Origin of the sequence: Streptomyces sp. NBC_01477 (genome assembly GCF_036227245.1) — a bacterium.
Classification (GTDB): Bacteria; Actinomycetota; Actinomycetes; order Streptomycetales; family Streptomycetaceae; genus Actinacidiphila.
Genome location: NZ_CP109445.1, coordinates 4,724,513 through 4,750,433 on the forward strand (window position 1 = coordinate 4,724,513; position 25,921 = coordinate 4,750,433).

29 protein-coding genes and 1 tRNA gene are annotated in these 25,921 nt (G+C 73.5%); 11 read left to right on the forward strand and 19 right to left on the reverse strand.

What is annotated here, in order from left to right:
* Window positions 1-112: 112 nt before the first annotated feature.
* The 6 genes from OHA86_RS19860 to OHA86_RS19885 all read right to left on the reverse strand — a co-directional run bounded on the left by OHA86_RS19860 (window position 113) and on the right by OHA86_RS19885 (window position 2,515).
* Window positions 113-406 carry a Dabb family protein gene (locus OHA86_RS19860; RefSeq protein ID WP_329177175.1) on the reverse strand — a complete coding sequence of 98 codons (294 nt, stop codon included), beginning with the start codon at window positions 404-406 and terminating at the stop codon, window positions 113-115.
* 55 nt (window positions 407-461) lie between these two features.
* Window positions 462-668: a hypothetical protein gene (locus OHA86_RS19865; protein ID WP_329182692.1), complete on the reverse strand. Its 207-nt coding sequence runs from the start codon at window positions 666-668 to the stop codon at window positions 462-464.
* Between the two features lie 236 nt (window positions 669-904).
* A tRNA-Ser gene (locus OHA86_RS19870) sits at window positions 905-994 on the reverse strand.
* 41 nt (window positions 995-1,035) lie between these two features.
* The gene (locus OHA86_RS19875) at window positions 1,036-1,473 is read right to left on the reverse strand and encodes a nucleoside deaminase (RefSeq protein ID WP_329177177.1); all 438 of its coding nucleotides are present in this window, start codon (window positions 1,471-1,473) and stop codon (window positions 1,036-1,038) included.
* 83 nt (window positions 1,474-1,556) lie between these two features.
* On the reverse strand, window positions 1,557-2,096 hold the full coding sequence (locus OHA86_RS19880; RefSeq protein ID WP_329177178.1) for a tRNA adenosine deaminase-associated protein: 540 nt from the start codon (window positions 2,094-2,096) through the stop codon (window positions 1,557-1,559).
* A gap of 257 nt (window positions 2,097-2,353) precedes the next feature.
* Window positions 2,354-2,515 (reverse strand): hypothetical protein, encoded by a 162-nt coding sequence (locus OHA86_RS19885; RefSeq protein ID WP_329182693.1) that lies wholly within the window; start codon window positions 2,513-2,515, stop codon window positions 2,354-2,356.
* Window positions 2,516-2,672: 157 nt separating this feature from the next.
* Between OHA86_RS19885 and upp the strand changes: the two genes are divergently transcribed.
* Window positions 2,673-3,308 (forward strand): uracil phosphoribosyltransferase, encoded by a 636-nt coding sequence (gene upp, locus OHA86_RS19890; RefSeq protein ID WP_329177180.1) that lies wholly within the window; start codon window positions 2,673-2,675, stop codon window positions 3,306-3,308.
* Between the two features lie 121 nt (window positions 3,309-3,429).
* On the opposite strand, the gene OHA86_RS19895 is transcribed toward upp, so the two are convergent.
* The 3 genes from OHA86_RS19895 to OHA86_RS19905 form a co-directional block, all read right to left on the reverse strand.
* Window positions 3,430-4,089, reverse strand: a complete 660-nt coding sequence (locus OHA86_RS19895) for a LytR C-terminal domain-containing protein (protein ID WP_329177182.1) — start codon at window positions 4,087-4,089, stop codon at window positions 3,430-3,432.
* 21 nt (window positions 4,090-4,110) lie between these two features.
* Window positions 4,111-4,407: a type II toxin-antitoxin system VapB family antitoxin gene (locus OHA86_RS19900; protein WP_033173270.1), complete on the reverse strand. Its 297-nt coding sequence runs from the start codon at window positions 4,405-4,407 to the stop codon at window positions 4,111-4,113.
* A gap of 732 nt (window positions 4,408-5,139) precedes the next feature.
* Window positions 5,140-6,042, reverse strand: a complete 903-nt coding sequence (locus OHA86_RS19905) for a LysR family transcriptional regulator (protein WP_329177186.1) — start codon at window positions 6,040-6,042, stop codon at window positions 5,140-5,142.
* A 144-nt stretch (window positions 6,043-6,186) separates the two neighbouring features.
* Between OHA86_RS19905 and OHA86_RS19910 the strand changes: the two genes are divergently transcribed.
* From OHA86_RS19910 to OHA86_RS19925, 4 genes are all read left to right on the forward strand, one after another.
* Window positions 6,187-7,620, forward strand: coding sequence for an MFS transporter (locus tag OHA86_RS19910; protein WP_329177187.1), 1,434 nt, complete (start codon window positions 6,187-6,189; stop codon window positions 7,618-7,620).
* Between the two features lie 724 nt (window positions 7,621-8,344).
* Window positions 8,345-10,051, forward strand: a complete 1,707-nt coding sequence (locus tag OHA86_RS19915) for a SpoIIE family protein phosphatase (RefSeq protein ID WP_329177189.1) — start codon at window positions 8,345-8,347, stop codon at window positions 10,049-10,051.
* A gap of 68 nt (window positions 10,052-10,119) precedes the next feature.
* Window positions 10,120-10,626, forward strand: coding sequence for a J-domain-containing protein (locus OHA86_RS19920; RefSeq protein ID WP_443071778.1), 507 nt, complete (start codon window positions 10,120-10,122; stop codon window positions 10,624-10,626).
* A gap of 33 nt (window positions 10,627-10,659) precedes the next feature.
* Entirely contained in the window at window positions 10,660-11,220 is a 561-nt protein-coding gene (locus OHA86_RS19925; protein ID WP_329177190.1) for a hypothetical protein, read from the forward strand.
* A gap of 11 nt (window positions 11,221-11,231) precedes the next feature.
* Here OHA86_RS19925 and OHA86_RS19930 read toward each other — a convergent pair whose 3' ends face one another.
* On the reverse strand, window positions 11,232-12,314 hold the full coding sequence (locus tag OHA86_RS19930; protein ID WP_329177191.1) for a hypothetical protein: 1,083 nt from the start codon (window positions 12,312-12,314) through the stop codon (window positions 11,232-11,234).
* 265 nt (window positions 12,315-12,579) lie between these two features.
* On the opposite strand from OHA86_RS19930, the gene crcB (OHA86_RS19935) reads away from it, so the two are divergent.
* From crcB (OHA86_RS19935) to OHA86_RS19950, 4 genes are all read left to right on the forward strand, one after another.
* Window positions 12,580-13,008, forward strand: a complete 429-nt coding sequence (gene crcB / locus OHA86_RS19935) for a fluoride efflux transporter CrcB (RefSeq protein ID WP_329177192.1) — start codon at window positions 12,580-12,582, stop codon at window positions 13,006-13,008.
* Between the two features lie 68 nt (window positions 13,009-13,076).
* Window positions 13,077-13,400 (forward strand): DUF190 domain-containing protein, encoded by a 324-nt coding sequence (locus OHA86_RS19940; RefSeq protein ID WP_329182480.1) that lies wholly within the window; start codon window positions 13,077-13,079, stop codon window positions 13,398-13,400.
* Window positions 13,397-13,771, forward strand: coding sequence for a fluoride efflux transporter CrcB (gene crcB, locus OHA86_RS19945; RefSeq protein WP_329177193.1), 375 nt, complete (start codon window positions 13,397-13,399; stop codon window positions 13,769-13,771). Before OHA86_RS19940 ends, crcB (OHA86_RS19945) begins: the two co-directional genes overlap by 4 nt.
* Before the next feature lie 40 nt (window positions 13,772-13,811).
* The gene (locus tag OHA86_RS19950; RefSeq protein ID WP_329177194.1) at window positions 13,812-14,084 is read left to right on the forward strand and encodes a hypothetical protein; all 273 of its coding nucleotides are present in this window, start codon (window positions 13,812-13,814) and stop codon (window positions 14,082-14,084) included.
* Between the two features lie 64 nt (window positions 14,085-14,148).
* On the opposite strand, the gene OHA86_RS19955 is transcribed toward OHA86_RS19950, so the two are convergent.
* Window positions 14,149-14,652: a DUF5949 family protein gene (locus tag OHA86_RS19955; protein ID WP_329177195.1), complete on the reverse strand. Its 504-nt coding sequence runs from the start codon at window positions 14,650-14,652 to the stop codon at window positions 14,149-14,151.
* Window positions 14,653-14,832: 180 nt separating this feature from the next.
* Here OHA86_RS19955 and OHA86_RS19960 point away from each other — a divergent pair, with 180 nt between their 5' ends.
* Entirely contained in the window at window positions 14,833-15,111 is a 279-nt protein-coding gene (locus OHA86_RS19960; RefSeq protein WP_329177197.1) for a chaplin, read from the forward strand.
* 182 nt (window positions 15,112-15,293) lie between these two features.
* On the opposite strand, the gene OHA86_RS19965 is transcribed toward OHA86_RS19960, so the two are convergent.
* Window positions 15,294-16,163, reverse strand: coding sequence for a tyrosinase family protein (locus OHA86_RS19965; RefSeq protein WP_329177199.1), 870 nt, complete (start codon window positions 16,161-16,163; stop codon window positions 15,294-15,296).
* Window positions 16,164-16,196: 33 nt separating this feature from the next.
* Entirely contained in the window at window positions 16,197-16,676 is a 480-nt protein-coding gene (locus tag OHA86_RS19970) for a tyrosinase family oxidase copper chaperone (protein WP_329177201.1), read from the reverse strand.
* A 348-nt stretch (window positions 16,677-17,024) separates the two neighbouring features.
* On the opposite strand from OHA86_RS19970, the gene OHA86_RS19975 reads away from it, so the two are divergent.
* Window positions 17,025-18,341 (forward strand): glycoside hydrolase family 26 protein, encoded by a 1,317-nt coding sequence (locus OHA86_RS19975; protein WP_329177203.1) that lies wholly within the window; start codon window positions 17,025-17,027, stop codon window positions 18,339-18,341.
* Between the two features lie 38 nt (window positions 18,342-18,379).
* Here OHA86_RS19975 and OHA86_RS19980 read toward each other — a convergent pair whose 3' ends face one another.
* The 6 genes from OHA86_RS19980 to OHA86_RS20005 form a co-directional block, all read right to left on the reverse strand.
* Entirely contained in the window at window positions 18,380-19,534 is a 1,155-nt protein-coding gene (locus tag OHA86_RS19980) for a GNAT family N-acetyltransferase (protein WP_329177205.1), read from the reverse strand.
* The gene (locus OHA86_RS19985; RefSeq protein WP_329177206.1) at window positions 19,531-20,130 is read right to left on the reverse strand and encodes a lipopolysaccharide biosynthesis protein; all 600 of its coding nucleotides are present in this window, start codon (window positions 20,128-20,130) and stop codon (window positions 19,531-19,533) included. The genes OHA86_RS19980 and OHA86_RS19985 overlap by 4 nt, the downstream gene beginning before the upstream one ends.
* Before the next feature lie 8 nt (window positions 20,131-20,138).
* Window positions 20,139-21,254: a glycosyltransferase gene (locus OHA86_RS19990; RefSeq protein ID WP_329177207.1), complete on the reverse strand. Its 1,116-nt coding sequence runs from the start codon at window positions 21,252-21,254 to the stop codon at window positions 20,139-20,141.
* A 534-nt stretch (window positions 21,255-21,788) separates the two neighbouring features.
* The gene (locus tag OHA86_RS19995; RefSeq protein WP_443071779.1) at window positions 21,789-22,499 is read right to left on the reverse strand and encodes a polysaccharide deacetylase family protein; all 711 of its coding nucleotides are present in this window, start codon (window positions 22,497-22,499) and stop codon (window positions 21,789-21,791) included.
* A 25-nt stretch (window positions 22,500-22,524) separates the two neighbouring features.
* On the reverse strand, window positions 22,525-24,483 hold the full coding sequence (locus tag OHA86_RS20000) for a lipid II flippase MurJ (RefSeq protein WP_329177211.1): 1,959 nt from the start codon (window positions 24,481-24,483) through the stop codon (window positions 22,525-22,527).
* Window positions 24,480-25,916: an O-antigen ligase family protein gene (locus OHA86_RS20005; RefSeq protein WP_329177213.1), complete on the reverse strand. Its 1,437-nt coding sequence runs from the start codon at window positions 25,914-25,916 to the stop codon at window positions 24,480-24,482. The genes OHA86_RS20000 and OHA86_RS20005 overlap by 4 nt, the downstream gene beginning before the upstream one ends.
* Between the last annotated feature and the right edge of the window lie 5 nt (window positions 25,917-25,921).

Genomic DNA, 25,921 nt, shown 5'->3' on the forward strand with positions numbered 1-25,921 from the left:
CACCGCATATTGCCGTGTTGTACAACCGCAGCCCCGCCCGGGCACGGAGAAGCCCCCCGCCAGAACCGGCGGGGGGCGCGCTGCCGGCCCGTACGCGAGGCGGGTCCGCGGCTCAGATCTCGTAGTCGGCGATCACCCAGGTGGCGAATTCTGCCCACGGCGCGACCGCGGCCTTGTGCGCCGGGTGTTCGAGATACCGCGTCAGGGCGGCGGTGTCCGCGACCGACGAGGCGATCGCGAAGTCGTAGGCGATCGGGCGGTCGGAGATGTTCCACCCGCACTCCCAGGTCCCGACCTCCGGCACCAGCGCCCCCAGCTCGGCGAACCCCCGCGCGCCCGCGGCCACCCGGGGCTCGTCGCGCGTGACGCCCTCGTTGAGCTTGAACAGCACCAGATGCCGGATCATGCCACCCTCATTCGCCCTTGTGCCGTACCGCGCCGGGCGCGGCCGCCGTGCCGTGTCAGTTGGCCAGATCGTGCATGAACTTGCCGATGCTCTTGGCCGCGTTCGATATCCCCTCGAACCCTACTTGCACGAGATCGGCGGCCCGGGCCGGCTGGTTGATGATCGTGTAGAGCACGAAGATCACCAGCACGTACGTGGCGATCTTCCTCGCCTGCGCCATGCTCCTTGCCCTCCCCAGCCGCAGCCACGCACTAACGGTCACAAGTGTGCAATCAGCGAAGTGTATCCATCAGTTGGCGCAATCCGTGGGCTGCCCATCCCTTTGATCGGATCAACGCCACCACCTGCCCGTTCCCGCCCCCGGGACTCCCCCGTCCCGGGGGCGGGGCCTACCCGCCCCGCTGCCCGCCCCGCTGCCCGCGCCTCGGCCAGGTCCGGCCCCGGACAGCACAAAGCCCCACCTGCTCCATTGAGTAGGTGGGGCGTTCGTGCTGCTCGTGGCGGTAGCGGTGGGATTTGAACCCACGGAGGAGTTGCCCCCTCACACGCTTTCGAGGCGTGCTCCTTAGGCCGCTCGGACACGCTACCGAGACAGATCCTAGCCCACCTCGGGGGGTGGGTCGAAATCCTCAGGGGATGGCGGTACGGAAGAAGTGGGTCAGGAGGGCGGCGGCCGGGGCGGGCAGGACGCCGGTGATCACCTCGGGGCGGTGGTTGAGGCGGCGGTCGCGCAGGAGGTCCCACAGGGAGCCGGCCGCCCCCGCCTTGGAGTCGGTGGCCGCGTAGACGACGCGGTCCAGGCGGGACTGGACGATGGCGCCCGCGCACATCGAGCAGGGTTCGAGGGTGACCACCAGCGTGCAGCCGGTCAGCCGCCACCGGCCGGTGACGGCCGCGGCCCTGCGGATGGCCAGCACCTCGGCGTGGGCGGTCGGGTCGCCGGTGGCCTCGCGTTCGTTGCGGGCGCGCGCGAGCACGGTCGTGCCGTCCGCGGACAGCACGACCGCGCCCACCGGGACATCGCCGGTGAGCGGGGCGTGTTCTGCCTCCGCCAAGGCCAGCCGCATGGCGGCGGCCCACGGGTCGCGGACCGGGTCGGCCGGCTCTGCCGCGCCCCCTGGCGGAGGCTCCGATGCCGGTGGGTGTGCTGTCAGCGGACCGCCTCCAGCACATCGGCACAACCCAGCGCCTCGGCGATCTCGCCCAGCGCCTCACCGGTGAGCGCCCCGTCGCCGCTGAGTGCCAGCAGCTCCGTGGTGCTCATCCCCAGGTCCACCAGCACGTCGGTCTCGCCGAGCGGGCCGGCCGGCACATGGTCGTCGGAGGCGCCCGCCACGGCGTCCTCGTCATCGTCGGTTTCGCCGTCCTCGGTGCCGTCGAGGTCGACCAGGTCGTCGAGGTCCTCCGGGTCGCGGCCCAGCACCTCGTCCGTGAGCAGGATCTCTCCGTACGAGCTGCGGGCGGCGGCTGCCGCGTCGGACACATAGATGCGTGGATCCTCTTCACCATCGACACGGACGACGCCGAACCAGGCGTCCTCCTGCTCGATGAAGACCAGAACCGTTTCCTCCTCGTCGCCGGCCGCGCGGGCCAGATCGCTCAGATCGGCGAGGGTTTCCACATTGTCGAGATCGGGTTCGCTCGCGTGCCAACCGTCCTCGGTGCGCGCGAGCAGTGCGGCGAAGTACACCGTGACTCTCCCACTGGTCTCAGGCCGTCCGGACCGGGTGGGGGCCGCTTTCGACTTCCGTCGCGGCCCCGCCCATCGGCATCGTGGCAGAAACCGGGGCGTTGCGAGAGGTCTTCGGCACTGCGACGTGCCAGGTCTTCGTCACTTCTGCGAGATTCGGCGATCTTGTACGGCCATTGTGGGGGTGCGCCGGTCACTCGGAGGTCATCGAACGATCACGCTGTGCTCGCATCACGCTCGGGGGAGAATACGGACATTCACCAGCGGAAGGTCCGCATCCGCATCTGCTGCCGCATCCGTGCGGCGCGGGCCTTGCGGGGCTGTACGCGGTCGCGCAGTTCCTTGGCCTCGTTCAGTTCGCGCAGGAACAAGGCACGCTTGCGCCGGCGTTCCAGATCGCGTTCGTCGTGGTCCGCCATGGGCGCCCACCATCCCTGGATTCGGTTCACCCGGGTGACGCGCCGGGCGTACAGACCCAGTTTCCCCCTAACGGGCGGTTTACCCCACCGGCCGCGTACAAGCCGCGGGTGAAGCGCGCCGGCGGAGCCGTCCGCGGCGGCGGTTACCCTCATCGGTATGCGTCTCCACGTTGTCGACCACCCGCTGGTCGCGCACAAGCTCACCACCCTGCGCGACGAGCGCACGGACTCGCCGACCTTCCGCCGGCTCGCCGACGAATTGGTCACCCTGCTCGCCTACGAGGCGACCCGTGACGTCAGGACGGAACAGGTCGACATCCGCACCCCCGTCGCGCCCACCACCGGGGTGCGGCTGTCCTACCCGCGCCCCCTGGTGGTGCCGATCCTGCGCGCCGGGCTCGGCATGCTCGACGGCATGGTGCGGCTGCTGCCCACCGCCGAGGTCGGCTTCCTCGGCATGGTCCGCGACGAGCACACCCTGGAGGCGACGACGTACGCCACCCGGATGCCCGACGACTTGTCAGGCCGCCAGGTCTACGTCGTCGACCCGATGCTGGCCACCGGCGGCACCCTGGTCGCGGCGATCAACCTGCTGATCGACCTGGGCGCCGACGACGTCACCGCGCTGTGCCTGCTCGCGGCGCCCGAGGGCGTGGAGCTGATGGAGCGCGAACTGGCGGGCAAGCCGGTCACCGTGGTCACCGCGGCGGTGGACGAGCGGCTCAATGAGCACGGCTTCATCGTCCCCGGCCTCGGCGACGCAGGCGACCGGCTGTACGGCACCGTCGGCTAGACCCGCCGGGCACGCCGACTGCCGGGGCGGCTACGGGCATCCGTCGGCCGCCTGCGCCAGGGAGTGGACCGGTGCTCGGGCCGGGGACGGTCCGCCGTTTCCGGCGGGCGCCCCCGGGCGGTCAGCGGGCGGCCGGAGCCGACGCGGCGCAGGTGGGCTTCGCCGCGGGCGGGTTGGCCGCGGCGACCCGGGCCTTGGCCGCGTCCGCCGGGCTGGACAGCGCTTTGAAAGCCGTACCGATCATCAGATCGACACTCTTGTCCTTACGGGTCGGGTCGATCTTCACCGTCGAGCCCGCCACTTGGGTGCCTGCCTCCCGGGCGGCGGCCTCGGCGGCGGGACCCGCCACGATCAGCGCCGTCTGGGTGACCTTCTTGTCGTAGGGCACCGGTGCGTTACCGAATTTGCCCACCTTGAAGCCACGTTTGGCCAGCTCGTCCGCGGTGGACTTGGCGAGGCCGCCTCTCGGCGTGGCGTTGTAGACGTTCATCGTCACGGCGGCCGGCTGCGGCAGCGCCATCGGCTTCAGCGGGGGCGTCGACGGGCTGACCAGGGTGCAGGGTCGGTTCTGCGGGGCCGCGTTCGCCTTGGTGTCGCCGTCGTCACCGCTGAAGACATGGAAGAGCTGCAGCGCGCCCCAGCCGAACAGGCTCAGCACGACGACCGAAGCGACGAGCGCGGCCACAATACGGCCGCGCTTTCTGGGCCGCCGCATCCGCGGATATGTGTCCCCGGTGACTCGGTACTTCCCGCCCATCCCAGAGGGCGTCAGCATGCTCATGAGCGCAGCGTAAGCGGATTGTCAGTCCATCTCCAGGACCCGGGCGTGGAGCACTTGACGCTGCTGCAGTGCGGCGCGTACCGCTCGGTGCAGGCCGTCTTCCAGATAGAGATCACCCTGCCATTTGACGACATGTGCGAAGAGGTCGCCATAGAAGGTGGAGTCCTCGGCGAGCAGCGTCTCCAGGTCGAGCTGTCCCTTGGTGGTCACCAACTGGTCCAGCCGCACGGGTCGGGGGGCGACGTCCGCCCACTCACGCGTACTCACCCGGCCGTGGTCCGGGTACGGCCGAGTGCTTCCGATGCGCTTGAAGATCACACGGAAAGCCTACCGGTCCGGCTTGTGCGGGCGCAGCAGTGGCGGTGTGATGGGGCGGCACCGAATAGCCCATAAGTGGCCATAACGCGCGCTCCGCGCCGGAAGCCACGACGCTGACCCCTCCTGGGGGTTCCCCTCGGTAAGCCCCGGCCACCTCGCTGGCGCGTGCCGAGGGGTGCCGGCTGCGCCGCCGGACACGCTTCCCCCGGGCGGCGGGGTGCCGCGGCTCCCCTTGCGGCAGGGGGCGCCCACTCCGCTGGCGCGGGGCCGGGGTGCCGCTGCGTCGGCGGGCGCGCTTCCCGCGGGCGCGGGGGTGGTGCGGCTCCCTGCGGCAGGGGGGTGCCCTGTCCAGGGGGCGCGGGGGGTGTGCGGTGCCCTGCGGCAGGGGGTGCCCACCCAGGGGCGCGGGGAACTGCGCGCTCAGCCGGCCACCGGCCGGTGGTCCGGATCGGACCGAAGAGGCCTTTTGGGCCGGTGGCGACCCGCGCCCCGGTGGGGGCTGGTCGCGCCGTTCCCCGCGCCCCTGGGGCGGTGCGGTCCGTCCGCACACGACGGTGAGTGGTGGGTTGCTCGCGCCGTTCCCCGCGCCCTGGGGCGGTGCGGTCCGCCCGTACACGACGGTGCGTCGTGGCTGGTCGCGCAGTTCCTCGCGCTCCCCGGGGCACGTACGGTGCGTCGTCACGTGACGGTGCGTGGGGGTTGCTCGCGCCGTTCCTCGCGCCCCCAGGGGCGCTACGCGCTGGCCGCGTAGAGAAGTGCTCGGGTCGCCGGGTGGGTGGGGTCGGAGGGGGGCCAGGTCAGGCGGAGGTGGAGGGTGGGGAGAGGCAGGCGGAGGGCGACCAGCGAGCCCGCAGCCAGATCGGGCGCCACCGCGAACGCGGGCAGCAGGGCCATGCCCACGCCCTGCCTGGCCCACGCGCGCATCACGGCGACGCTGCCGGCCTGGACGCGTTCGACGGCCGGGCCGAAAAGCCGGTCGGCGGCGAGCGCGAAGGAGCAGGACGACGCGGTGTTGACCAGCAGCCGCAGCCCGTCGAAGTCCGCCGGGACCAGACCGTCCGCGCCGGCCTGCGGATGGGCGGGGGAGCCGACCAGGACCAGCGGGACCGGATCGAGGTCGAGGAAGTCCAGCGGGCCGACCGAGGGAACGGGGAAGCCCAGGTCACCCAGGGCCTTTCCGGTGTCGAGCACCAGCGCGGCGTCGAGCTCGCCCGCGCCCACCGCGGTGAGCAGCGCGTCACGCGACGGGTCGGAGCGGACCTCGACCCGCAGCCCGGGCCGCCGTGCGGCGAGCCTGGCCAGGATCGCCGGAACGATCTCCGCGGCGATCGACTCCAGCGCGCCGAGCCGTACGGTCGTCACCTCGCGGGCCGCGGCATCGGCGGCGACCACCTCGCGGCGGGCCTGTTCGGCCTGGTCGAGCAGGCGCCCTGCCCAGGTCAGCAATTGCTCACCGGCGGCGGTGGTGCGCATGCCGCGCGGGTCGCGGACGAAGAGCTGTACGCCCAGGGACCGCTCCAGCGTGCGTACTGCCTGCGACACCGAGGAAGGCGCCAGGCCGAGGGCGACCGCCGCGTCCGTGACGCTCCCCTCGCGGACGACGGCCTCGAAGGTCCGCAGCTGACGCAGTTCCATCGCTCACTTCCCGTTCGGTGCGTTCGGCGCGGCCGAACGCGGCGTGCGGCTGTGCCGGTGGAGGCGCTGTTCCGCCCGGCCGCACTCTGACAGGCGTTCCCCGTAAACCTGCGATCCGGGTGAAACCGGACGACCGGAGTGGTGATGTCTGGCGTGTCCCCCGCCCCGAAACCGTACGCGCTGTTCGGTATCGCGCTCGGCTACTTCATGGTGCTCCTCGACATGACCGTGCTGTCGGTCGCGGAGCCCGACCTTTCGCATGCGCTGGGCGGCTCGGTCGCCGGGCTCCAGTGGGCGGTGACCGGCTACACCGTGGCCTTCGGCGCGCTGCTCCTGTCGGCGGGGGCGGCGGCCGACCGCTACGGCGCGCACCGGCTCTTCCGCGGCGGGGTCGCCGTCTTCGGGGCCGGATCGCTGCTCTGCGCGGTCGCGCCGAACCTCTGGACGCTGGTCGTGCTGCGCGCGGTGCTCGGCGCGGCTGCCGCGGCCTGCGTGCCCAGCTCGATGGCCCTGATCACCCGGCTCTACCCGGAACCGCGCAGGCGGGCCCGGGCGGTCGCGGTGTGGGCCGCGGTCAGCGGGGCCGCGCTCGCCGCCGGGCCGATCGCGGGCGGCCTGCTGGTCGGCCTCGCGGGCTGGCGGGCCGTCTTCCTAGTCAATGTGCCGATCGCCGCGCTCACCCTCGCCCTGGTGTCGGGAAGCACCGTGCGCTGCCCGGCCGCGCCCGCCCGGCGCATCGATTACGCGGGGCAGGCACTCGGCTGCGTGGCCGTCGCGCTGGGCACGGATGCGCTGATCGCGCTGGGCGGGCGGAACTGGGCGCACACGGTGTGGGCCTTCGGCGCGGCAATTGCGGCGGGCGCGCTGTTCGCCGCGCGGGAGCGCCGCAGTGCCTCGCCGGTCCTGTCCCGGGCGGTGCTGCGGGCGCCGGGCATGGGCGCGATGCTGCTGGCCGGTGCGGCGGTCGGCTTCACTTTGAGCGGTGCGCTGTTCGTGCTGCCGCTGCTGCTTCAGCAGCGGCTCGGCTACAGCGCGGTCGGCACCGGCCTGGCGTTCCTGCCGATGACGCTGCCTACCGCCTTCAACCCGCTGCTCACCGGCCGCATCGTCGCCCGTACCGGGCCGCGCGGGCCGGTTCTGGCCGGGCTGTGCCTGCTTGCCGCCGGGGCCGGCGCCATGGGGGCCGTCGTATGGGCCGGGGCGCCCTACGCTCTGCTCGCGGCCGGGCTCGCCGCGGCCGGGTTCGGCGTCTCCTTCGCGCTGCCCGCGCTGACCACCGCGATCATCGCTCTCGCTCCGGAGGGTGCCGCGGGTGCCGCGGGAGGCCTCTTCAACGCGCTGCGGCAGCTCGGCGCCACCATGGGTGTCGCCGTCCTGGGCGCCTTCGTCACGGTCGTTCCGCACCGGGGCGCGGGCCGCGCCGACCAAGGCGTGGCGTGGGCGCTGCTGCTGGCCGCCGGGGTCTGCGCACTTGCCGCGGCCAGTGCGGCGTGGCGCAGGCCTGAGGGGGTGCCTCTTTCGGTACGTGCGTATCCGACCCGCCGTCGTGGCTTGTCGCGCAGTTCCTCGCGCCCCTGAGGAGCTGCCCCTTGCGGTGGCACCTCCCACTTGCGGCGCGTCCCGGCCGCCCGCGCAGTTCCCCGCCGCGTCCCACAACCCCGGCCACCACGCCACCCCCTGGCCGGAAGACTGCGCCCCGCACGGGGAGCGCATCCCCTGGCGGCCCGAGCCCCCGCAGGGGCGCGAGGAACTGCGCGCCCAGCCCCCATGGCGCCGCAGCCAGGCATGTAGCGCGCTGTCCGCCCGGCGGGACGTGCCTTGAAGAGGCGCGAGGAACTGCGTGCGCAACCACAGCGGCGCCGCAGGCAAGCACGCACCGCAAGGTGCACCCCCGGAACGCGGGAACCGCGCGGTCGGCCCCGGGCGTGGCGCGCTGTCCGCACGGCGGCCCGAGCCTCCCAGGGGCGCGGGGAACTGCGCCCGCAACCGAGACGCAGGGTCGGCCGATCACCTACCGCAAGGGGCACCCCCCAGCGCCGCGGGGAACTGCGCGCCCAGCCCCGACGGCGCCGCAGGCAATCACGTACCGCAAGGGGCACCCCCCAGGGGCGCGGGGAACTGCGCGCCCAGCCACGGTGCCGCCGCGGACAAGGACGTACCGCAAGGGCACCCCCCAAGCACGCGGCCCGGCGAACGCGCACCCCCAACAGCCACGCGACCAGCGAATAGGTGCGGTTCGGGCACGTGGCGCGCATCGTGGAACGTAGCTGGGTGACGGCCGGAACGGGCAGGAGGGACGGGGATGCACGACGACCCTCCGGCGGAAGCCGGTGCATGGGCGTGGGACGCCCTGCTCAACGGCACAGCGGCCGGCGTCGCCGTACTGGACACCGACCTGCGCTATGTGTACGTCAACCCGGCGCTCGCGCTCATGAACGGGCTCGACGCGGACGCGCACCTCGGGCGGACGATCGCCGAGATCATCCCCCGGGTGGACGCGGGCGTCGAGACCTTGCGCCAGGTGCTGGCGGACGGCCGCACCCGCGAGGTCGTGTCGAGCGGGCAGACCCGGGCGGAGTCGGCGCACCGGCTGCGGGTGTGGCGCGGCAGCTACCACCGGCTGGTGGACGCGGAGGGCCGGGTGCGCGGGCTGGGCGCGGTGGTCTTCGAGGTGAGCGCTGACCGCGAGGTGCGGGCGGAGCTGGAGCGGACCAGGGAGCGGCTCCAGTTGCTGGACGCGGCCGCGGTGCGGATCGGCCGGACGCTGGAGATCGACCGCACCTGCCAGGAGCTGTGCGACCTGCTGGTCGAGGTGATCGCGGACGTGGCGACGGTGGAGCTGCTGGCGATGACCGGTGCCGAGGGCCGCCGGCCGCCACCCGGCGGGACGGTGCGGCTGCGCCGGGCCGCGATGGTGGCGGTGCCGCGGCTGCGGGAGTCGGTGCAGCAGTTCGGCGTGCCGGGCGAGTACATCGACTACCAGGCGGGCTCGGCGATTCCGCGCTGTCTGGAGACGGGCCGCGCGATGACGTACAACGTGCCGGCCGACCCCGACCTGCGCAAGTCCGCGCCGAACGCGGCCCGGGTGGCGGCGTACCGCGCGGCGGGCATCCACTCGGGGCTGGTGGTGCCGCTGGCGGCGCGCGGGGTGCAGCTCGGCACGGTCACGCTGATCAGGGCCGGCTCCTCGCCGGCCTTCGGCGAGGAGGACGTGGCGGTGGCGACGGCGCTCGCCGACCGGGCGGCGATCAGTATGGACAACGCCCGCCGCTACAGCCGCGAGCACGGCATCGCCGTGGACTTGCAGCGGGCACTGCTGGCCGCGCCCGGCACCCCGCATCCGCAGATCGACGTCGCGAGCCGCTATCTGCCGGCCGGGGCGACGGATCTGGTGGGCGGCGACTGGTTCGACACGCGGGCGCTGCCCCACGGGATCACCCTGCTGGCGATGGGCGACGTGATGGGCCACGGCGTCGAGGCGGCCGTGGAGATGAGCCACTACCGCTCGATGCTGCGGGTGGTCGCGGGCGAGGGCGACCCGCCGGACCGCATCCTGCGCCGGATGGACACGCTGCTGGCCGCGGCGGGCACCGAGCGCCCCGCCACCTGCCTGCTGGCGCTGGCCGACCCCGTACGCGGCGGCTGCTGGTTCGCCAACGCCGGCCATCTGCCGCCCGCCATGATCACCCCTGACGGCCGGGTACGGCTGCTGGACGTCCCGCCGGGGCCGCCGCTCGGCGCGGACCTGCGCGGCCGGTACGAGACCGTGTACGTACCCTGGCCGGCCGGCGACACCCTGCTGCTGTACACCGACGGCCTGGTCGAGCGGCGCACCGAGGACATCGACACGTCGCTGGCCAGGCTCGCGGCGCTGGAGCTCCAGCACCCGGCCGGGCCGCTCGACGCGCTGCTCGCCCGTATCGTGCACCGGCTCGCGCCGTCCGTGGCGGAGGACGACGTGGCGCTGCTGGCCGCCCGCGCCCGGCCGCCGTTCGGGTCCCGCTTGTAACCTGGGGGCCAGCGCCGTCGTCGTACGGGCCCTGTGGGCGGGCCGTGCGGGAGCGGGAGGAGTACGGCATGACCGAGCGCAAGCCGCCCGGCGTCTCCTTCGAGACCTGGGCCGACAAGCAGATACGCGACGCCGAGCGCCGCGGGGATTTCGCGGCCCTGCCGGGAGCGGGCAAACCGCTGCCGTCGCTGGACGCCCCCTATGACGAGCTGTGGTGGATCCGCGGCAAAATGCAGCGCGAAGGACTGTCCGCGCTGCCGCCGTCGCTGGTGCTGCGCAAGGAGGCGGAGGACGCGATGGAGGCCGTCGCCGCGGCGGCCACCGAGGCGCAGGTCCTGCGGATCGTCGCGGCGATCAACGACAAGCTGCGCGACGCGCTGCGGCGGCCCCCCGAGGGACCGCCGCTGGGCCGCGGGCTCTTCGACGCAGAGCAGGTCCTCGCGGACTGGCGGGCCGCCAGGGCCGCGGAGGCGGCGGCGAGGGAGGAAGCGGCTCCGGCGCAGGAGCCGCCCGTTTCCGAGTCGCAGGGCAGGGGCGGCTGGGGGCGGCTGTTCCGCAGGTCCCGCTCCTCCTGATAGGCAGGGCGGGTGCGTTTCGAATCCGTTCCCATGCCGCAGTCCGTCGACGCCAGGCCGCGCGATGTGCGCGGCTATCCCGTGCCCGCCATCACCCCGTGGGAGGGCGACCAGCCGCAGTTCGCGCTGACCGACTACGAGCGCAGCGCGAACTGCGCCCGGGAGCGGCTGTGCTCCGTCTGCAATGTGCTGATGCCGCGCGGCCCGGTCTGGCGGGTGGTGGGCGCAGGCGAGAGCGCCGCGATAGCCGAGGCGCTGGCCGCCGGGCGGCCGTACCGCAATCTCGCGGCCACCCTCGAGGGGCCGGGGCACCGGGCGTGCATGCTCTACGCCTCGATGGTGTGCCCGTATCTGGCCAGGCCCAACGCCCGGCGCGGTACCAGCGCGCGTACCCCGGACGACATGACGGCGCATGTGGTCCGGGGCGCGGTGCGGGGCTCCATGGGTGCGGTGGTCGGCTTCGCCGACTACGAGTTCGCGGTGACCGCCTCGCAGGTGGTCTTCCGCTTCGTCGACGTGGTGGAATTCCTGCCGCACGACGTCGCCGACGCCCATCTCGACACGCTGCGGGCGGAGCTGGCCGACCGCCCGTAGCGCGGCGCGGGTCAGCCGCGGTAGGCGGGCAGGCCCACGTAGCCGGACACCTTGACCGGCGCCTTGGAGCCGTTGGCGGGCAGCGTCACGATGCCGTTCGGGGTGCGGGCGGCGACGGTGCGGCCGTCGGGGGAGAAGGCCGGCTCGGTGTAGTCGGTGGTGGCGTTCGGCGTGAGGTCCTTGAAGACCGGGCCGTTGTTGCCGGACGTCTCCCGGAAGAGGTGGTCGTGGCCGCCGACGGAGCGGACGAAGACGAAGCCCTCGTCGTCGCCCGGCGCGAACGCGGGCTCGGAGCCCTTGGTGATCGCGGAGCCCTGCTGCCGCAGGTAGTCGTCGCGGATGTAGACCTGCCCGTCGGCGGTGTTGGCGTAGACGGAGGTGCCGTGGGTGCCTGCGGCGCTAGGCCACACATTGCCGGTCTGCGGCAGCTGCTTGATGTCCTCACCGGAGTAGTGGTTCAGGCTGAGCACGGAGGGCTTGGCATTGTGGCCGGTCGCGGGGACGCCGTAGAGCTTGGCCACGCCGTCCTTGCGGCCGGCGAAGATCAGCTCGTTCAGCCGCGGAAGGCCGTTGTCCGGGTCGGCGGGCCGCACCTGCCAGGTGGGGTGGGACCAGGTCTGGCCGCCCGGGTTCTTCGCGACGACCGTACGGCCGCTGCCGTCCGGGTCGCTGACGGCGAGGTCGCCGTCGCCGTCCACGAAGGCCGCCTTCCTGCCGTCGGGCGACCAGGCCAGGTCGCGTACGGCGGTGCCGAAGTCGACCCGGGTGCCGTTCATCACGACGAAGCGGGTGCCGTCGCTGATCGTCAGGCCGTTGTGGGCGGTGCCGTTGAGCGGCGGCGCGGACGCCGGCGCCTTGCTGACGACGGGCGTGGCGGTGGCTCCCCCGCCGCTGGTGCCGCCACTGCCGTTCGGGGTGCCGGTGCTGGTGCCGCCGGTGCCGTTCGCGGTGCTCGTCGCCGACGGGTTGGGGTCGTCGGCGCCGGTGGCGTCCTCGGGCCCGCAGCCGGTCAGCAGAAGGCCGAGCCCCGCGGTGATGCTCGCGGTGAGGGCGATGGCGGTGGCAGTGGCGCGGCGTCCGGCGCGAACGGTCATGACGGCTTCCCCCGGTAAAAGATGACGTGTCATGCTGCGGCGCGGTCCGCGCCGGCGGTGAGTCATACGATGCCCGTGCAACGTCCCTCCCCTGTCCGGCCGTTGTCACGCCCGTGCAACAGCCGGACCGCGCTCTGTCACCATCGCCCCGGCCGGCATTCCGGTGGCCATGGGCGGCGCGGCACGGGAAGCCGTCGCAATGGACCGCGGGTTCGCCATTACGCTGACCGTCCCGACGACCCCGAGCCGCAGGAGACGCCGAACCATGCAGGCGCACGACCGGCCGGGGCTGATGCACGACCAGTGGCTTGTCGTCGGCGCGGTCGCGGCCGGCGGTGTCGGCGGGGCCTGCGCCCGTTACGGCGCCGCCCTGCGGTGGCCGCAGACGCCCGGCACATTCCCGTGGACGACGTTCTGGGTGAACGTCACCGGATGCGCGGTCATCGGCGTCCTCATGGTGCTGATCACCGAGGTGTGGGCCGCGCACCGCCTCGTACGGCCGTTCTTCGGCACCGGTGTGCTCGGCGGCTACACCACCTTCTCCGCGTACGCCGTCGAGACCCGCCGCCTGGTCGACGCCCATCAGGCGGGCACCGCCCTCTGCTACGCCGCCGCGGCCCTCGTGGCGGCCCTCGCCGCGGTATGGGCCGCGGCGTGGGCGACCCGCGGGGTCCTGGCCCGCAGGGCACGATGAGACATGTGACGATCAGTGAGACGGACGACGGCGGCGGGCATCGGCGGCTCTCGGGCGCCGCGCTGCGGATGACGGTCCTGCTCGGCGAGAGCGACCGGTGGCACCACAAGCCGGTCTACACCGAGATCGTGCACCGGGCGAAGCGCGCCGGGCTCGCCGGGGCCAGCGTCTTCCACGGCATCGAGGGCTTCGGCGGCTCCTCGCTGATCCACACCTCCCGGCTGCTCTCGCTCAGCGAGGACCTGCCGGTGGCCGTGGTCATCGTGGACACCGAGGAGCGCGTCCGCGGCTTCCTGCCCGAGCTGGACGAACTCGTCGACGAGGGACTGGTGGTCCTGGACGCCTGCGAGGTCGTCCGGCACACCGCCAGGACCGGCGGCGCCGCGTCATGAACTGGCTGCTGGTCATCGCCGGCGCGGCCGTCGGGGCGCCGGTGCGCTACCTGACCGACCGGGCGGTCCAGTCCCGGCACGCCTCGGTCTTCCCCTGGGGCACCCTCACGGTCAACGTCGTCGGCTGCCTGGTCCTCGGCGCCCTCACCGGCGCCGCCGCCGAGGGCGCCGCGTCCGCACGGCTGCACCTGCTGATCGGCACGGGGCTGTGCGGGGCGCTGACCACGTACTCGACCTTCTCGTACGAGACGCTGCGGCTCGCGGAGAGCGGCGCGAAGGCGTACGCGGCCGGGAACGTGCTGCTCAGCGTGGCTGCCGGGCTCGGTGCCGCGTTCGCGGGGGTGACGCTGGGCACCACCTTGTGGGGGTGACCCGGCGTGCCCTGGCGGGCGGTCACTCGTTGTCAGCAACATGAACGTACGCCGATTCCTCAGCAAGGCGGCGGCAGGCTCGGTCCTGCTCGCCGCAGCCACGTCCGCGACCGCGACGGCTCAGGCCGCCGACCTCGCCGGCACCCTCACCGGTACCGCCGTGACCGCCCAGGCCGCAGGTGAGCAGGCCGCGACCGCGACACACGGAGTGCTCGCGCAGACCGGCGTCGACAAGAAGGTCTCCGCCGTCAAGAAAGCCGTACAGGCCGGGTCTGACGCCGTCAGCGCCGGCAACGAACTCGTGAACTCGTAAGCCGCCGCCACCGGTCCCCGCACGACACCCGTCGTGCGGGGACCGCCGGTCTCCGCCGGGGCCGTCAGGACGTCAGCGTGCCCACCGGGACCAGGCAGTGCGCGGCCGTGCGGAGTACAGCCTCGTCCGCCGCGAAGGCCTGCAGCGCGGCCTCGGTGACCGCCCGGCCGGGTACGGCCTCGGGCCACGGCCGGCTGGCGAGGATGACATAGACCGCCCCGCGGTCGCGCGCGGCCGCGACCCACTGCTCGGGGACGGGGCAGGCCACATGCAGATACGGCATCGTCAGGACCGCCTTGCCGCCTTCGACCAGCACCTTCACCGGGGATTTCGGCACCTGGGCGACATCGAGGACGGCGCCGCCGACCGGCAGCCCGGCCTCTTCCGCGACGGTGAGCGCGGCGGCTTCCGAGCCCTCGCGGCCCGCGACGCCGTCACCGAGGGTGTAGGCCATCAGGAATGCCATGTCGTTGCCGTCTTCGAGGTGTTCGCCTGCCCACGGAATCACCACGAGGGTGCCGAGACGGCTCATCAGTGACGTGGCGGACGCGGTATTGGTCTGGGTCATGCGCCGGACCCTAACGGCCGGAAGCGGTGGCCCGCCTCGCCTGTCACTCCATCGGCGTAATCCGATACCGAATCACTGGTTCAGCTCAACTTGCGTGACTATTGGTGATCTCCTCCCGTTGCGCATTGCGTCAAAGCCGCAGCTGTTTGCGGCTGCTTTTTTCGTCTCAGGGAGATCTTGATGTCGCGTATCGCAAAGGCTGCGGCTGTCACCGCCGCTGCGGGTGCCGTGCTTGCCGGCGGAGCCGGGATGGCCGCCGCCGACGCCGGCGCCGCGGGTGCTGCGGTCGGTTCCCCGGGTGTGCTGTCCGGCAACCTGCTCCAGGTTCCGGTGCACATTCCGGTCAACCTCTGCGGCAACACCATCGACGTGATCGGCCTGCTGAACCCCGCGTTCGGCAACACGTGCGAGAACATCTCGGCCCCGATCGTGCCCCTGCAGGGCGCGGACGCGTACTAAACCCGCACCGGCGCGGCCTCCCGTCACCTCGCGTACGGGAGGCCGTCTTGCGTTGCGCGCGTGCCCGGGCCGACCACTGCGGTCGCTCGTGCGTCAGCCTTCTGGGTTGTGGGTCGGTCTTCCTGCTCGCGTCCTTCGTGGGCGGCCTCGTTCCTCGGCCGACCACTGCGGTCGCTCGTGCGTCAGCCCTCCTCGTACGTGTAGAACTTCCGGTGGTCCAAGACCGCCGACGGCTTCACCCTGAAGGGCGGCATCAGCTCGTCCGCGCTGATCACCCGGGCATGTTGCCGGTCGTTCGCCGGCAGGGGTCTGCTCGGCAGGTAGGACGACTTCGGGTGCTGGCGCTGCCAGTGCACCCAGATCAGGTCGATGAAGGAGTGGTGCAGCCAGAAGACCGGGTCGTTCGGCGAGGCGGCGCCGACCATGTGGCCGCCGACCCACTGGTGCACCCGGTTGTGCAGATAGCCGCCCTTGGTCTCGCTGACCGTCCAGCCCTCGATCTTGTTGCGGAAGCCCTGCGTGGCCGGCGCGGAATTCCACGGCGCCGTGTCGTACGCGGCCAGTGCCAGCGCTCCGCGCAGCTCGGCCTTGGTGGGCAGTGCGATGGGGCGGTCGGGCCGGCCCATGTTGCGGGTCAGGTACTTCTCCCTGGTGACGCCGTAGTTGATCGGCCAGTTGCCCGTCCGGTGCGCGAAGGGACCGGTCATCACCTGTCCGTCGCTGCGCCGCCCGTTGCCGCCCATGAAGTCGTCCGCCCACAGCGCGGACGTCGTCTTGTTGTCGGTGGTCCAGTCCCAGTACGGGACGGTGACCCCGCGATCGATGGTCTGCAGCTCACGTTCGAAGACCAGCAGGAACTGCCGGTGCCAGGGGAAGAAGGTCGGCGACATGTGCGCCACCCGCAGCCCGCTCTCGCCGTCCGCGGCGAAGTATTCGGCGTGCAGCCGGACGTACTTGTCGTAGCGGCCCGAGCGCTTGAGCTCGATGACCGCCTTGACGAAGCGGGTGCGCTGGCTGCTGGTCAGATTCCGCTGATTGACGCGGGTGTACACGGGTGGCGGCCCCGATCGGTGAGAGTGCTCGGATCAGTGGTGGTGCTCGGCGGTCATGGACAGCTCGGCGCGGCCGATGACGTCGACCGCGCCCTTGGCGGTGGCCAGCGGCGTCGTATAGGGCTGGTAGTGGTTGGCCACGCTGATCCAGCTGCCGTCCACCCGCCGCATGAGCTGCAACGGCTGCCCGTCGACCGTGATGGCCACGCCCTCCTCCCCCGGGTCGGGGAAGCCCTGGATGCGGCGGCCCCGGTAGACCTCGTCGAAGAGCGCGGGAGCGGTACCCGGCGCGAGCGGTGCCCGCGGTGACCCGTCGGCCCCGGCGCCGGCTGCGGAGCCGCCAGGGGCGCCGTCAGAGCGTTCCTGACCTGCCGTCAGCACCGGCCGCAGCGCCACCGCGGTCCCCGACACCGCGGCGGCGGCCGTCACGCCCGACGTGATCACCCGCCTGCGGGTCACCGCGGGGCGCGAAGCCGTCCTGCGGCCTTTCTCCGTGGCATCGCTTTCGCCCATGACCGACTCCTCTCGTTCGGTTGTGACCGATCGGCTGCCGGGCAATCATGCAGCCGTAGGGGTGAGAAACTGCGGATTATCGGTGAGCGGTGACCGGAAATTCATCCGCCCGAGTGATGCCCACATCGGCTTTCTGCCGCTATGGGACGGCGGTATTGACGAAACGTCGGAGAGTCGCGCCAGGCCGTAATCCGTCATACGTATGGCGCCTGACGCCGCGTATGGACCACTTCCGAGCGCGCGCTCATTCCTCATACGTTATGACTGGCCGTGAGGAGGCACGCTCACCCCTTTGTGCCTGTGTGTGTACGTGTCCCCGCGTTCGCGTCCGACGAGCAAGGAGTGACCATGGCCCACCGACGGCACTGGATGGCCGGAGCGGGTGTCGGAGCCGCCGCGGCCGCGCTGCTGGTGACCGGTCCGGCGACCAGCGCGCTCGGCTCCGCCTTCACGGGCGGCCGAGCCTCGTCCGGCGCGACGTCGGCCCAGGCCGGCACCGTGAACCTCCCGTACATGGGCGCGTTCACCGACTCAGGGGCCGAGGGCGTCCAGCACATCGCCGACCTGGAGACCTGGCTCGGCGGTACGCCGATGCGGGTCGGCCACACCTATCTGCCCGGCGGCAGCTGGGACGGCATCGAGGGCGAGCAGGACCTGCTCCAGCCGTGGGCCGACTGGCGGCGGGCCGACCCGGGCCGGATGTTCGTGCTCAATGTGCCGATGCAGGAGCGCAACGAGGACCACCTCGGCGACAGCCAGGTGCGCTCGCTGATCCGGCAGGGCGCGAGCGGCGCCTTCGACGAGCACTTCACCCGGCTGGCGCAGCACCTGGTGGAACTGGGCGTGCCCGACACCATGATCGTGCTCGGCTGGGAGATGAACGGCACCACCTATTCCCACCGCTGCGGTCCCGACCCCGAGGACTGGAAGACGTACTGGAACCGCATCGTCGCCGCGATGCGGGCGGTGCCTGGCCAGGAGTTCCGCTTCGACTTCGCGCCGAGCCGCGGTACGGACGACGTCCCGTGGACCGAGTGCTACCCCGGCGACGACACGGTCGACGTCATCGGCATGGACTCCTACGACCAGCTGTCGGAGGAGTCCTTCGACGAGCAGGTCAGCGAGCCGTACGGGCTCCAGGCGCAGGTCGATTTCGCGGCCGGGCACGGCAAGGAGATCTCCTACCCGGAGTGGGGCCTGTTCAGGAACGGCGACGACCCCGACTACGTCGCCCTGATGCTGCGCTGGATGACCGACCACCACGCGCTCTACGAGACCATCACCGACTACTGCCCGCACGGCGTGTGGCAGTGCGAGGACAACCCGCTGTCCTCCAAGGTCTTCCGCGCGATGCTCTACGACACCGATACGCAGCCCGAGCCGCTGCCCGAGCCCACGGATCCGGTGACGCCGACCCCGACGGTGACGCCCGCGCCCACTGCGACGCCGACGCCCATTGCCACGCCGGCGTCCACAGAGACGCCGGACCCGATCACTGTCACGCCGACGACCGCGCCGACCGCCGTACCGACCGCGCCGGGGGCCGGGTCCGTACCGAAGCCGTCACCCGTGGTCGAGGGTTGCGTGTCGCTTGGGCTGAGCGCCGGGACGAAGAAGCAGTACCAGAGCGGCGAGGCGTGCGTCCGCCTCAAGTCGAAGGGGTAGCCGGCGCCGAAGAAGAGGGCGTGAGCGGTGGTCCCGCGTCATGTCCGGCGCGCCCGCAGGTCGTTCAGTCGGGCGCGCCAGGCCCGGAGCGCGGGCAGCCGGGCCGCGGCTGTACGGACCAGGCGGGTGCGGGCGGCGGCCAGGGCGTGGCGGCCGTGCAGGACGGGCGCGAGCGGGCGGTTCGCCAGCAGAAGGCGCTGGTTTGCCATGCGCTCGGGCCGCCAGTGGAATTTGTGCGGCTCCGCGCCCCGCAGCAGGGTCAGCACCGGCCGCCCGGCGCCCGCCGCGTGGCGTACTCCGTGCCGCATCAGCAGCGTCGTCACATCGACCTTCGCGGCGCGCAGGTCCGGGTGGGCGCCGTAGAGGTAGCCGCCGGCCAGGGCGGGTGACAGGACGGTCAGATTCGCCGCGACCACTGTGCCGCCGACGCTGAATTCGGTGAGCACCGCCTCTCCCGCCGCCACCATGGCGGTCGCCGCCCGCGCCAGGTGTTCGGCGAAGCGCGGTCGTGCGTGCTCCGGTGTCACCCCGCGGCCCTGCCACTGCATATGGTGCAGCCGCAGCATGGTGGCCACCGCGTCCCGCACCTCGTGCGCGCCGACGTCGCGCTCCTCCACCCCTGCCGCGTCCAGCCTGCGCAGATCGGCCCGGATGCGCTGCCCGCGCGAACTCCCGACCCGCGCGATCAGCCCGTCCATCGGCAGCCCCGGCAGCTCCAGGCACACCGAGCCGGGCACCCGCCGCTTCGGCCCGTGCCACGCGTCGTACAGCGCCATGGCCGCGCCCCCGGGCCGTACCTCCCGCAGGTCGACCACCGCACCCCGCGCGGCCCGCCGCAGCCCCGCGGCAAGGGCGGCGGCCACGTCGGCTGACGCGGTGTCGGCGGCCAGCAGGACGTCCGCGTAGTCGGTGATGCCGCCGCCGAGCGGCAGCAGCACCGGCAGCGGACGGTACGTGCGCAGCAGCGGGGCCGCGCCCACCAGGACGCCCTGGCGGTGCACCAGGACCACCCGGAGGCGGTCGCGGCGCGTGGCGTAGGACAACCACCAGGAGTGCAGCCAGGCGTGGCTCTGGAAGGGCGTCGCCTGCGGGCAGCGCCGGTGCAGGTCCGTCCACTCGCCGGCGAGCGCGGCGAATTCCCGCGGGTCGCGGCACATGGTGACGGACAGGCCGGGGGCCAGGGCGGCGATCACACGGTTTCCCGGGCGGTGAGGGCGTGCGCCGGTGCCGGTACGGCCGCCGCGTCGTCCGCGTCCTCGCGCCGTGGCGCGGGCCGTACGAGCAGCGCGAGCGCGCCCAGCAGCCCGCCCGCGCTCGCGCCCACCGCCGCGGACAGGGCCGCGGACGGCGAGGCAGGGGAGGCGGGCGCGGACGCGGGCGAGAAGACGAGCAGCCGGACGCCGGTACTCGGCGCGCTGCGGTTGCCGGTCGCGGTGAGGGACTGGGCCACGGCGTTGGCGTAACGCGCCGCAGCGGACCCGCTCGACGCCGTACCGGTCACCGAGATCATCGGCGCGTCCGGCGACGTCTGCGCCTGTACGTGCCCGCGCAGGCTGTCGGCGGGCGTCCCGGCGGCGGCCTGCGCCCCCGCCAGCACCGCGGAGCCGGTCACCACCCGGCCGTACGCCTGCGCGAAGCCCAGCGCCGTCGGTGAGTCCGCCTGCTGCGGTACGACCATCACATAACTGGTTGCGGCATATTGCGGCGCCGCGGCAAGGGCGTAGCCGAGGCCGCCGAGCAGGCCGACGCCGAGGCCCAACGGCAGCGGGATCCAGCGGGGTGCCTTCATGCGCGTGCTCATTTCTTCCGGGCGGACGCGAGGGCCGAGGCGTACAGGGCCATGACGCGGTCCGCGGTATGGGCGATGTGGTAGTGCTCGACGGCCGCCGCGACCGGCAGCCGTACGTGGCCCGCCCGGCGCTGCCGGCCGATCGCCGCGGCCAATTGCGCCGGGTCGCCGCCGATCCGGAGCGCGCCGGGCGCGTCCTGCGGCGGCAGGTCCTCGATCGCCGGGCAGGCCGCGTACAGCACCGGCAGCCCGGCAGCCAGCGCCTCCACCACGGCCAGCCCGAAGGCCTCCTCGGGGCTCGGCGACACGAACAGGTCGGCTGCGGCCAGCACGGCGGGCACATCGGGTCCGCCGTCCGCGCCGCTCACCACCGCGACGCGGTCCGCCGTGCCGAGGCCCGCGGCAAGTCGCAGCAGGTTGCCGCGCTCCGGGCCCGTTCCCGTGAGCAGCAGACGCGTGCCGGGATTCGCGGCGGTCGCGCGGATGAGCAGGTCGAAGCGCTTTTCCGGCACAAGGCGGCCGACGCCGACGACGGCGTAGGCCGCGGGCGGCAGACCGAGGCGCTCGCGCGCCGTCGCACGTACTGCGGCGTCGTAGCGGAACCGCTCCGGGTCGATGCCGTTCGGCACCACATGGATGCGGTCGTCCGCGACGCCCCAGGCGCGCAGCCGGTGCGCGACGGTCGCGGACACCGCGGCGGTGCCCGCGCCCATCCGCTCCGTCACGCGGTAGAGCGCCCGCGTGCCCGCGCTCAGCGGCCTGCCCTCGATCTGCGAGTCCCCGAGCGAATGCTCCGTCGCCACCACCGCCCGCACTCCCGCCAGGCGGGCGGCGACCCTGCCGTACACGCAGGCGCGGTAGAGGTGGGTGTGCACCAGGTCGAATCCCCCCGACCTGATCAGCGCCGCCAGCCGCGGCAATACGCTCAGGTCCCGGTTGCCCGCCATGCCCAGGTGGGTGACCGCCGTGCCGTCCGACCTGATCCCGTCCGCGACGGGGCCGGGATTCGTCAGCGTCACGACGTGGCACGACGCCTTGTCGGGCGGCAGGTGCCGCAGCAGGAGCCGCAGTTGCTGTTCGGCTCCGCCGATGCCGAGGCCGGTGATGACGTGCACGATTTTCACCGGGCCTCACCGCTTGGGGGCTGCGTCGGTGCCGCCGCGCCGCCATGCGCCGCCCCGCTCGGCGAGGGGGCTTTTCCGGGCCGTGCCCGCACGCCGGTCCGTCGTGACTGGTCGCGCAGTTCCTCGCGCCCCTCGGGGGCGATTGCGGTCTGTTTCCACGGGACGGTCCGTCGTGGTTGCGCGCGCAGTTTCCCACGCCCCTTTGGGGTGGTGGTTGGCCGTGGCCTTGTGGCGGTGCGTTGTGGTTCCCCGCGCCCCTCGGGTGGGGGCTGTACCTGGTCACGTGTCGGTTTGGTGGGGCTGGGGGCGCCGCTCTTGGCGGCCCTCGTGAGGGTCTCGCCGTTGACATGGGTGTGGTCGAGCGGTGCGGGAGAGGGTGCCGTCCAGGGGCGCGGGGAACTGCGCGCGCAACCACGACGAACCGTTGGACGGCAGCGGGCACCTGCCACCCCAGGGGCGCGGGGAACCGCGCGACCAGCCACGACGAACCGTCGGAAGGTCACCGGCCGGCACCCACCCCCACCGCGGCAGCGGCTACGCATGGAGCGCCCGCAACCTCCGCAAGGGCACGCGCCCCGCGGGAAAGGCGTGAAGCAGGCGCTTCACCCGCAGCCGCGCGGGCGAATCGCGGTCGCCGACGTAGGTGCGGGGCAGGGCGAAGGGCCCGGCGAGCGGCCCGGGCGCGACCCCGCAGGCGTAGCGGTAACCCGCCGCACGCACCGCGAGGACAGCGCGGGAGTCGACCGCACCGTACGGGTAGCAGAAGCCGTCCGGCGCCCGCCCGGTGACGTCGGTGAGCAGGGCCCGGCTGTCGGCGGCCTCGGCGGCGAGCCGACCCTCGTCGGCCGACGTGAGGTCGGTGTGGACGAGCCCGTGCGACCCCACCTCCATCCCGGCGGAGCCGACCGAACGGATGCCCTGGGCGGTGAGCAGCCGCTTGCTCGGCCCGTCCGCGTCCCACGCGTTGGTGCCGCCGAGCCGACCCGGCAGGACGAAGACGGTGGCGCGGTGGCCGTAATGGAGCAGCAACGGCACCGCGTTGGTGAGGAAGTCGGCGTAACCGTCGTCGAAGGTGAGCCCGACGAGCCCGCGCCCGCGGCCTTCCGCGCGGGCCCGCAGGAGTTCGCCGACGCCGACGCCGGTCAGCCCGTTCCGCCGCAGCCAGGCGAGTTGCCCGGCGAGCCGCCGCGGGCTGACGGTGACCAGGTACGGGTCGTCGCGGCAGTCTGCGACGGAGTGGTACATGAGCACCCAAGGCCAAGGCGCGGGTTCAGGCGGCATGAGGCAGGCTCCGTACGGGAGCGCCGACCGCGGCAGCCGCGGCGGCGAAGGCGAACGGGACGGTGAGGCAGCAGGCAGCCGCGACGAGCGCGGCGGGCCCGGGGAGCAGCCGGGCGGTGCACCACCCGGCACCGGTGGCCGCGGCGGCGGCGAGCACGTACCGGGACACGGCCGCGACAAGGGCCGGCACGCGGACGGGGACGGCGCGGGTGGCCAGGCCGCGCAGCAGCAGTACGGCCGTGAGGCTGATGCCCGCGGCATTGCCGGCGGCGATGCCGTACGCACCCCACCCGGTGACGGCGGCGGCGTCCACCGCGACGGTGACGCCGAGGCCCGCGGCCATGGCGGCGACGGGGTACCAGGTGGGCCGGGCGGCCGAGAAGTACGGCCGGATGAGCGCCCCGACCAGGCTCTGGCCGAGCAGCCCGAGGGCGTAGACCCGCATGACGGAGGCGGTCGCGGCGGTGTCGGCCGCGTCGAAGGCGCCGCGCTGGAAGAGGGTGTGAACGATCTGCGGCGCGCAGGCGATCACATAGGCGGTGCCGAGCAGGACGACGACGCACGCGAGGGTGAGGTCGCGCTCGACCCGCTGCCTGGCGCGTTCGCGGTCGCCCGCGGCGAGGGCGCGCGCGACGACGGGGAAGGTGACCGTGCAGACCATGAGCGACAGTGCCATCGGCAGCTGTGCCACCTTCTGCGCGTAGTTGAGATGCGAGATCGCCCCCGCGGGCAGCCCGGCCGCGAAGAACCGCTCGACGAGCACCTGCGTCTGCCGCCCGACAGCGAACAGCACAACAGGCACGACCAGGCCGAGCCCCACCGAAACCCGCGCCGCCCCCGGCACCGGGCGGGACGTCGGCGCGCCGTCGGCGGGGACGTGGACCATGGCGCCTCCATCCGCCGTGGCGCCCGGCGGTGCGGGCACGGGCGGATCCCCGGCAGGAGAGCCGACCTCAGCGGTGGTATCCGCCGCGTCGCTCTGCCGGACGCAGGGCGGGGACGGCTCGCCTACGTAGACGCGGTCTACAGCAGCCGGATCTACCGCCGCTTCCGCCGCAGGTGAGGGCGCGGTCGGACTACTGCCGGGGACGTGGACCACGGCGACCACCTCCGCCGCCGGAGCCGGGCCTGCGCAAGGCGTCGGCCGACCACCGGCAGCGCAGCCCGCGGTCCCGGAACCGCCCCTGCGGGCCGCAGGCAGGGCGCCAGGGGGCCGACCCGTGGGGCTCGGCCGGGGGGAGGTCACGAGGGCCGGACGGTCCGCGCCAGCGGAGGCCCGCGGGCGCAGTGCTCGGACGAAGGACGGCAGCTGGACCAGGACCATCAAGGCGCCGCCCACTGCCACTCCGGCCGCCGCGGCCTGGACGCCGAGTCGGCCGTGCAGGGCGAGCAGCGTGGTGACGATGCCGACGTTGTAGGCGACGTAGACGGTCGCCGGGGGGAGGAAGCGGTGGTGGGCGCGGAGAGCTGCGCTGAGGTAGCCGGTCAGGCCGAAGGTGAAGACCGTGGCGGCGGTCAGCCGGGTGCAGGCGATGGCGAGGCGCGGGTCGGCGAGGCCCGGGGCGAGGAGGTGGACGACAAGGGGGGCCGCGGCAAGGAGGGCGGCGGTGGCCGCGGCGAGCAGGGCGGCGAGGCGCGGCAATGTGCCCCGGACCAGCGCGCCCGCGCCCCCCTTGGCCAGGGCCGCGCTGAACGCCGGGACGAGCAGCAGCGCCATCGCGTCCTCGATGAGTACGGTCGCGGCCAGCTCCGGCACCGTCCAGGCGACGAGGAAGGCGTCGCTGCCCGCGCCCGCGCCGTAGAGCCGCGCGATGACCTGGTCGCGCACCAGTCCGAGCGCGGAGCCCGCCACGCTCAGCCCCGCGGTCAGGGCGGCGGCCCGGGCCACGAAACCGCGCGGCGGTGCCGCATGCCGCGGCAGCGGCGGCAGGCGTACGAAATCGGTCACCGCGCGCCGCCGTCCTCCGTGTGCAGCGCCCACCACGCGGCCAGGCCGAGGAGCAGCGCGGTCAGTACGGTCGACGGGCCGCCGATGTCGGCGTAGAGGAAGTCGACGCACTGCCACAGCAGCAGTCCGACCGCCGCCATGCCGGGTCCCAGGCCCTGCCCGGTGGACGGCACCGCGCCACGAGGCGCGGTCGGACCGTCCGAGGACGGCCCGGTGCAAACCCCGCCGGGGGAGCTCCGCAGGACCGGCCTGCGGCGCCCCGCGCCGGCCCGCAGGCGGCGCAGGCCGAGCACGAGGAGGGCCGCCCAGCCGCCGGCCAGCAGGGTGCAGCCGAGCAGGCCCTGCTCGCTCAGCGCGAGCAGGTACATGTTGTGCGGGGAGAGCAGCGGCTCGCGCGTGAACGCCTGCCCGGCCCCCGCGGTGTCGCTCCCCGACGACAGTGCGAGGGCGGCGTGGCCGTCGCGTTCCGCGGGGAAGCGTTTGAGGCCGACGCCGGTGACGGGGTGTTCGCGCCACATGCCGAGGGCGGCGGACCAGAGGGTGTAGCGGTCGGTGACGGAGGGGTCGGGGGCGTCGGTCACCTGGGTGATGCTGGCGGCGCGTTCGCCGATCATCTGGGACCCGACGCCGAGGCCGCCGACGATGACGACGGCGCTCGCGGCGAGTGCGGCCAGCACGCGCAGCGCCTGGCGGCGGCCCGCGAGCAGGATCATCGCGGTGCAGGCGACGGCGGTGGCGATCCACGTACCGCGGCTGAAGGACACCGCGAGCGGGACGACGAGCAGCGCGGCGCAGCCCATTGCCGCGGGCCGCAGCCAGCGTGGGTCACTTGCCGGCGGCGGCACGAGGGCGTAGCCGGCGGCGATCACCAGGCCGTACGCGACGACCGTTGCCATGCCCATCACGTCGGACGGGCCGAAGGTGCCGACCGCGCGGATGTCCTCGCCCATGTACGACGCGCCGGTCGCCGTCGCGTATTGCCACGTGCCGACCGCGCCCTGGACGAGGGCGAGCAGCACGATCGCGCCGGCGACGACGGTGAAGTCGCGGCGGTCCCGCAGCAGCAGGACCACGGCCGCGGGCACGGCCACGAAGACCTGCACATAGCGCAGGAATCCGGCCAGCCCCGCGCCCGGGTCGAGGGAGGTCACGGCGGCCGCGGCGAAGCCGAGCGCGGGCGCGCCGAGCACGACGGCCGCGGCCGGGGTGAGCGGCCGGGAGCGCTCGCGCAGCAGCCGGACCGCGGCGGTCACCACGAGCACCGCGGAGGCCGCGTCGGCCGGGGTGACCTTGCCCGAGGCGCTGACGTCGCCGGTCGTGACGGGCGCGGCCAGCAGCAGGACGGTGGCCAGCGCCGGCAGCAGCGGGGCGTAGTGCCGCAGCCGGCGCAGGCGGAGGGTGAGCGGCGGGAGGGCCGCCGTCGCAAGGGCCATGGGCC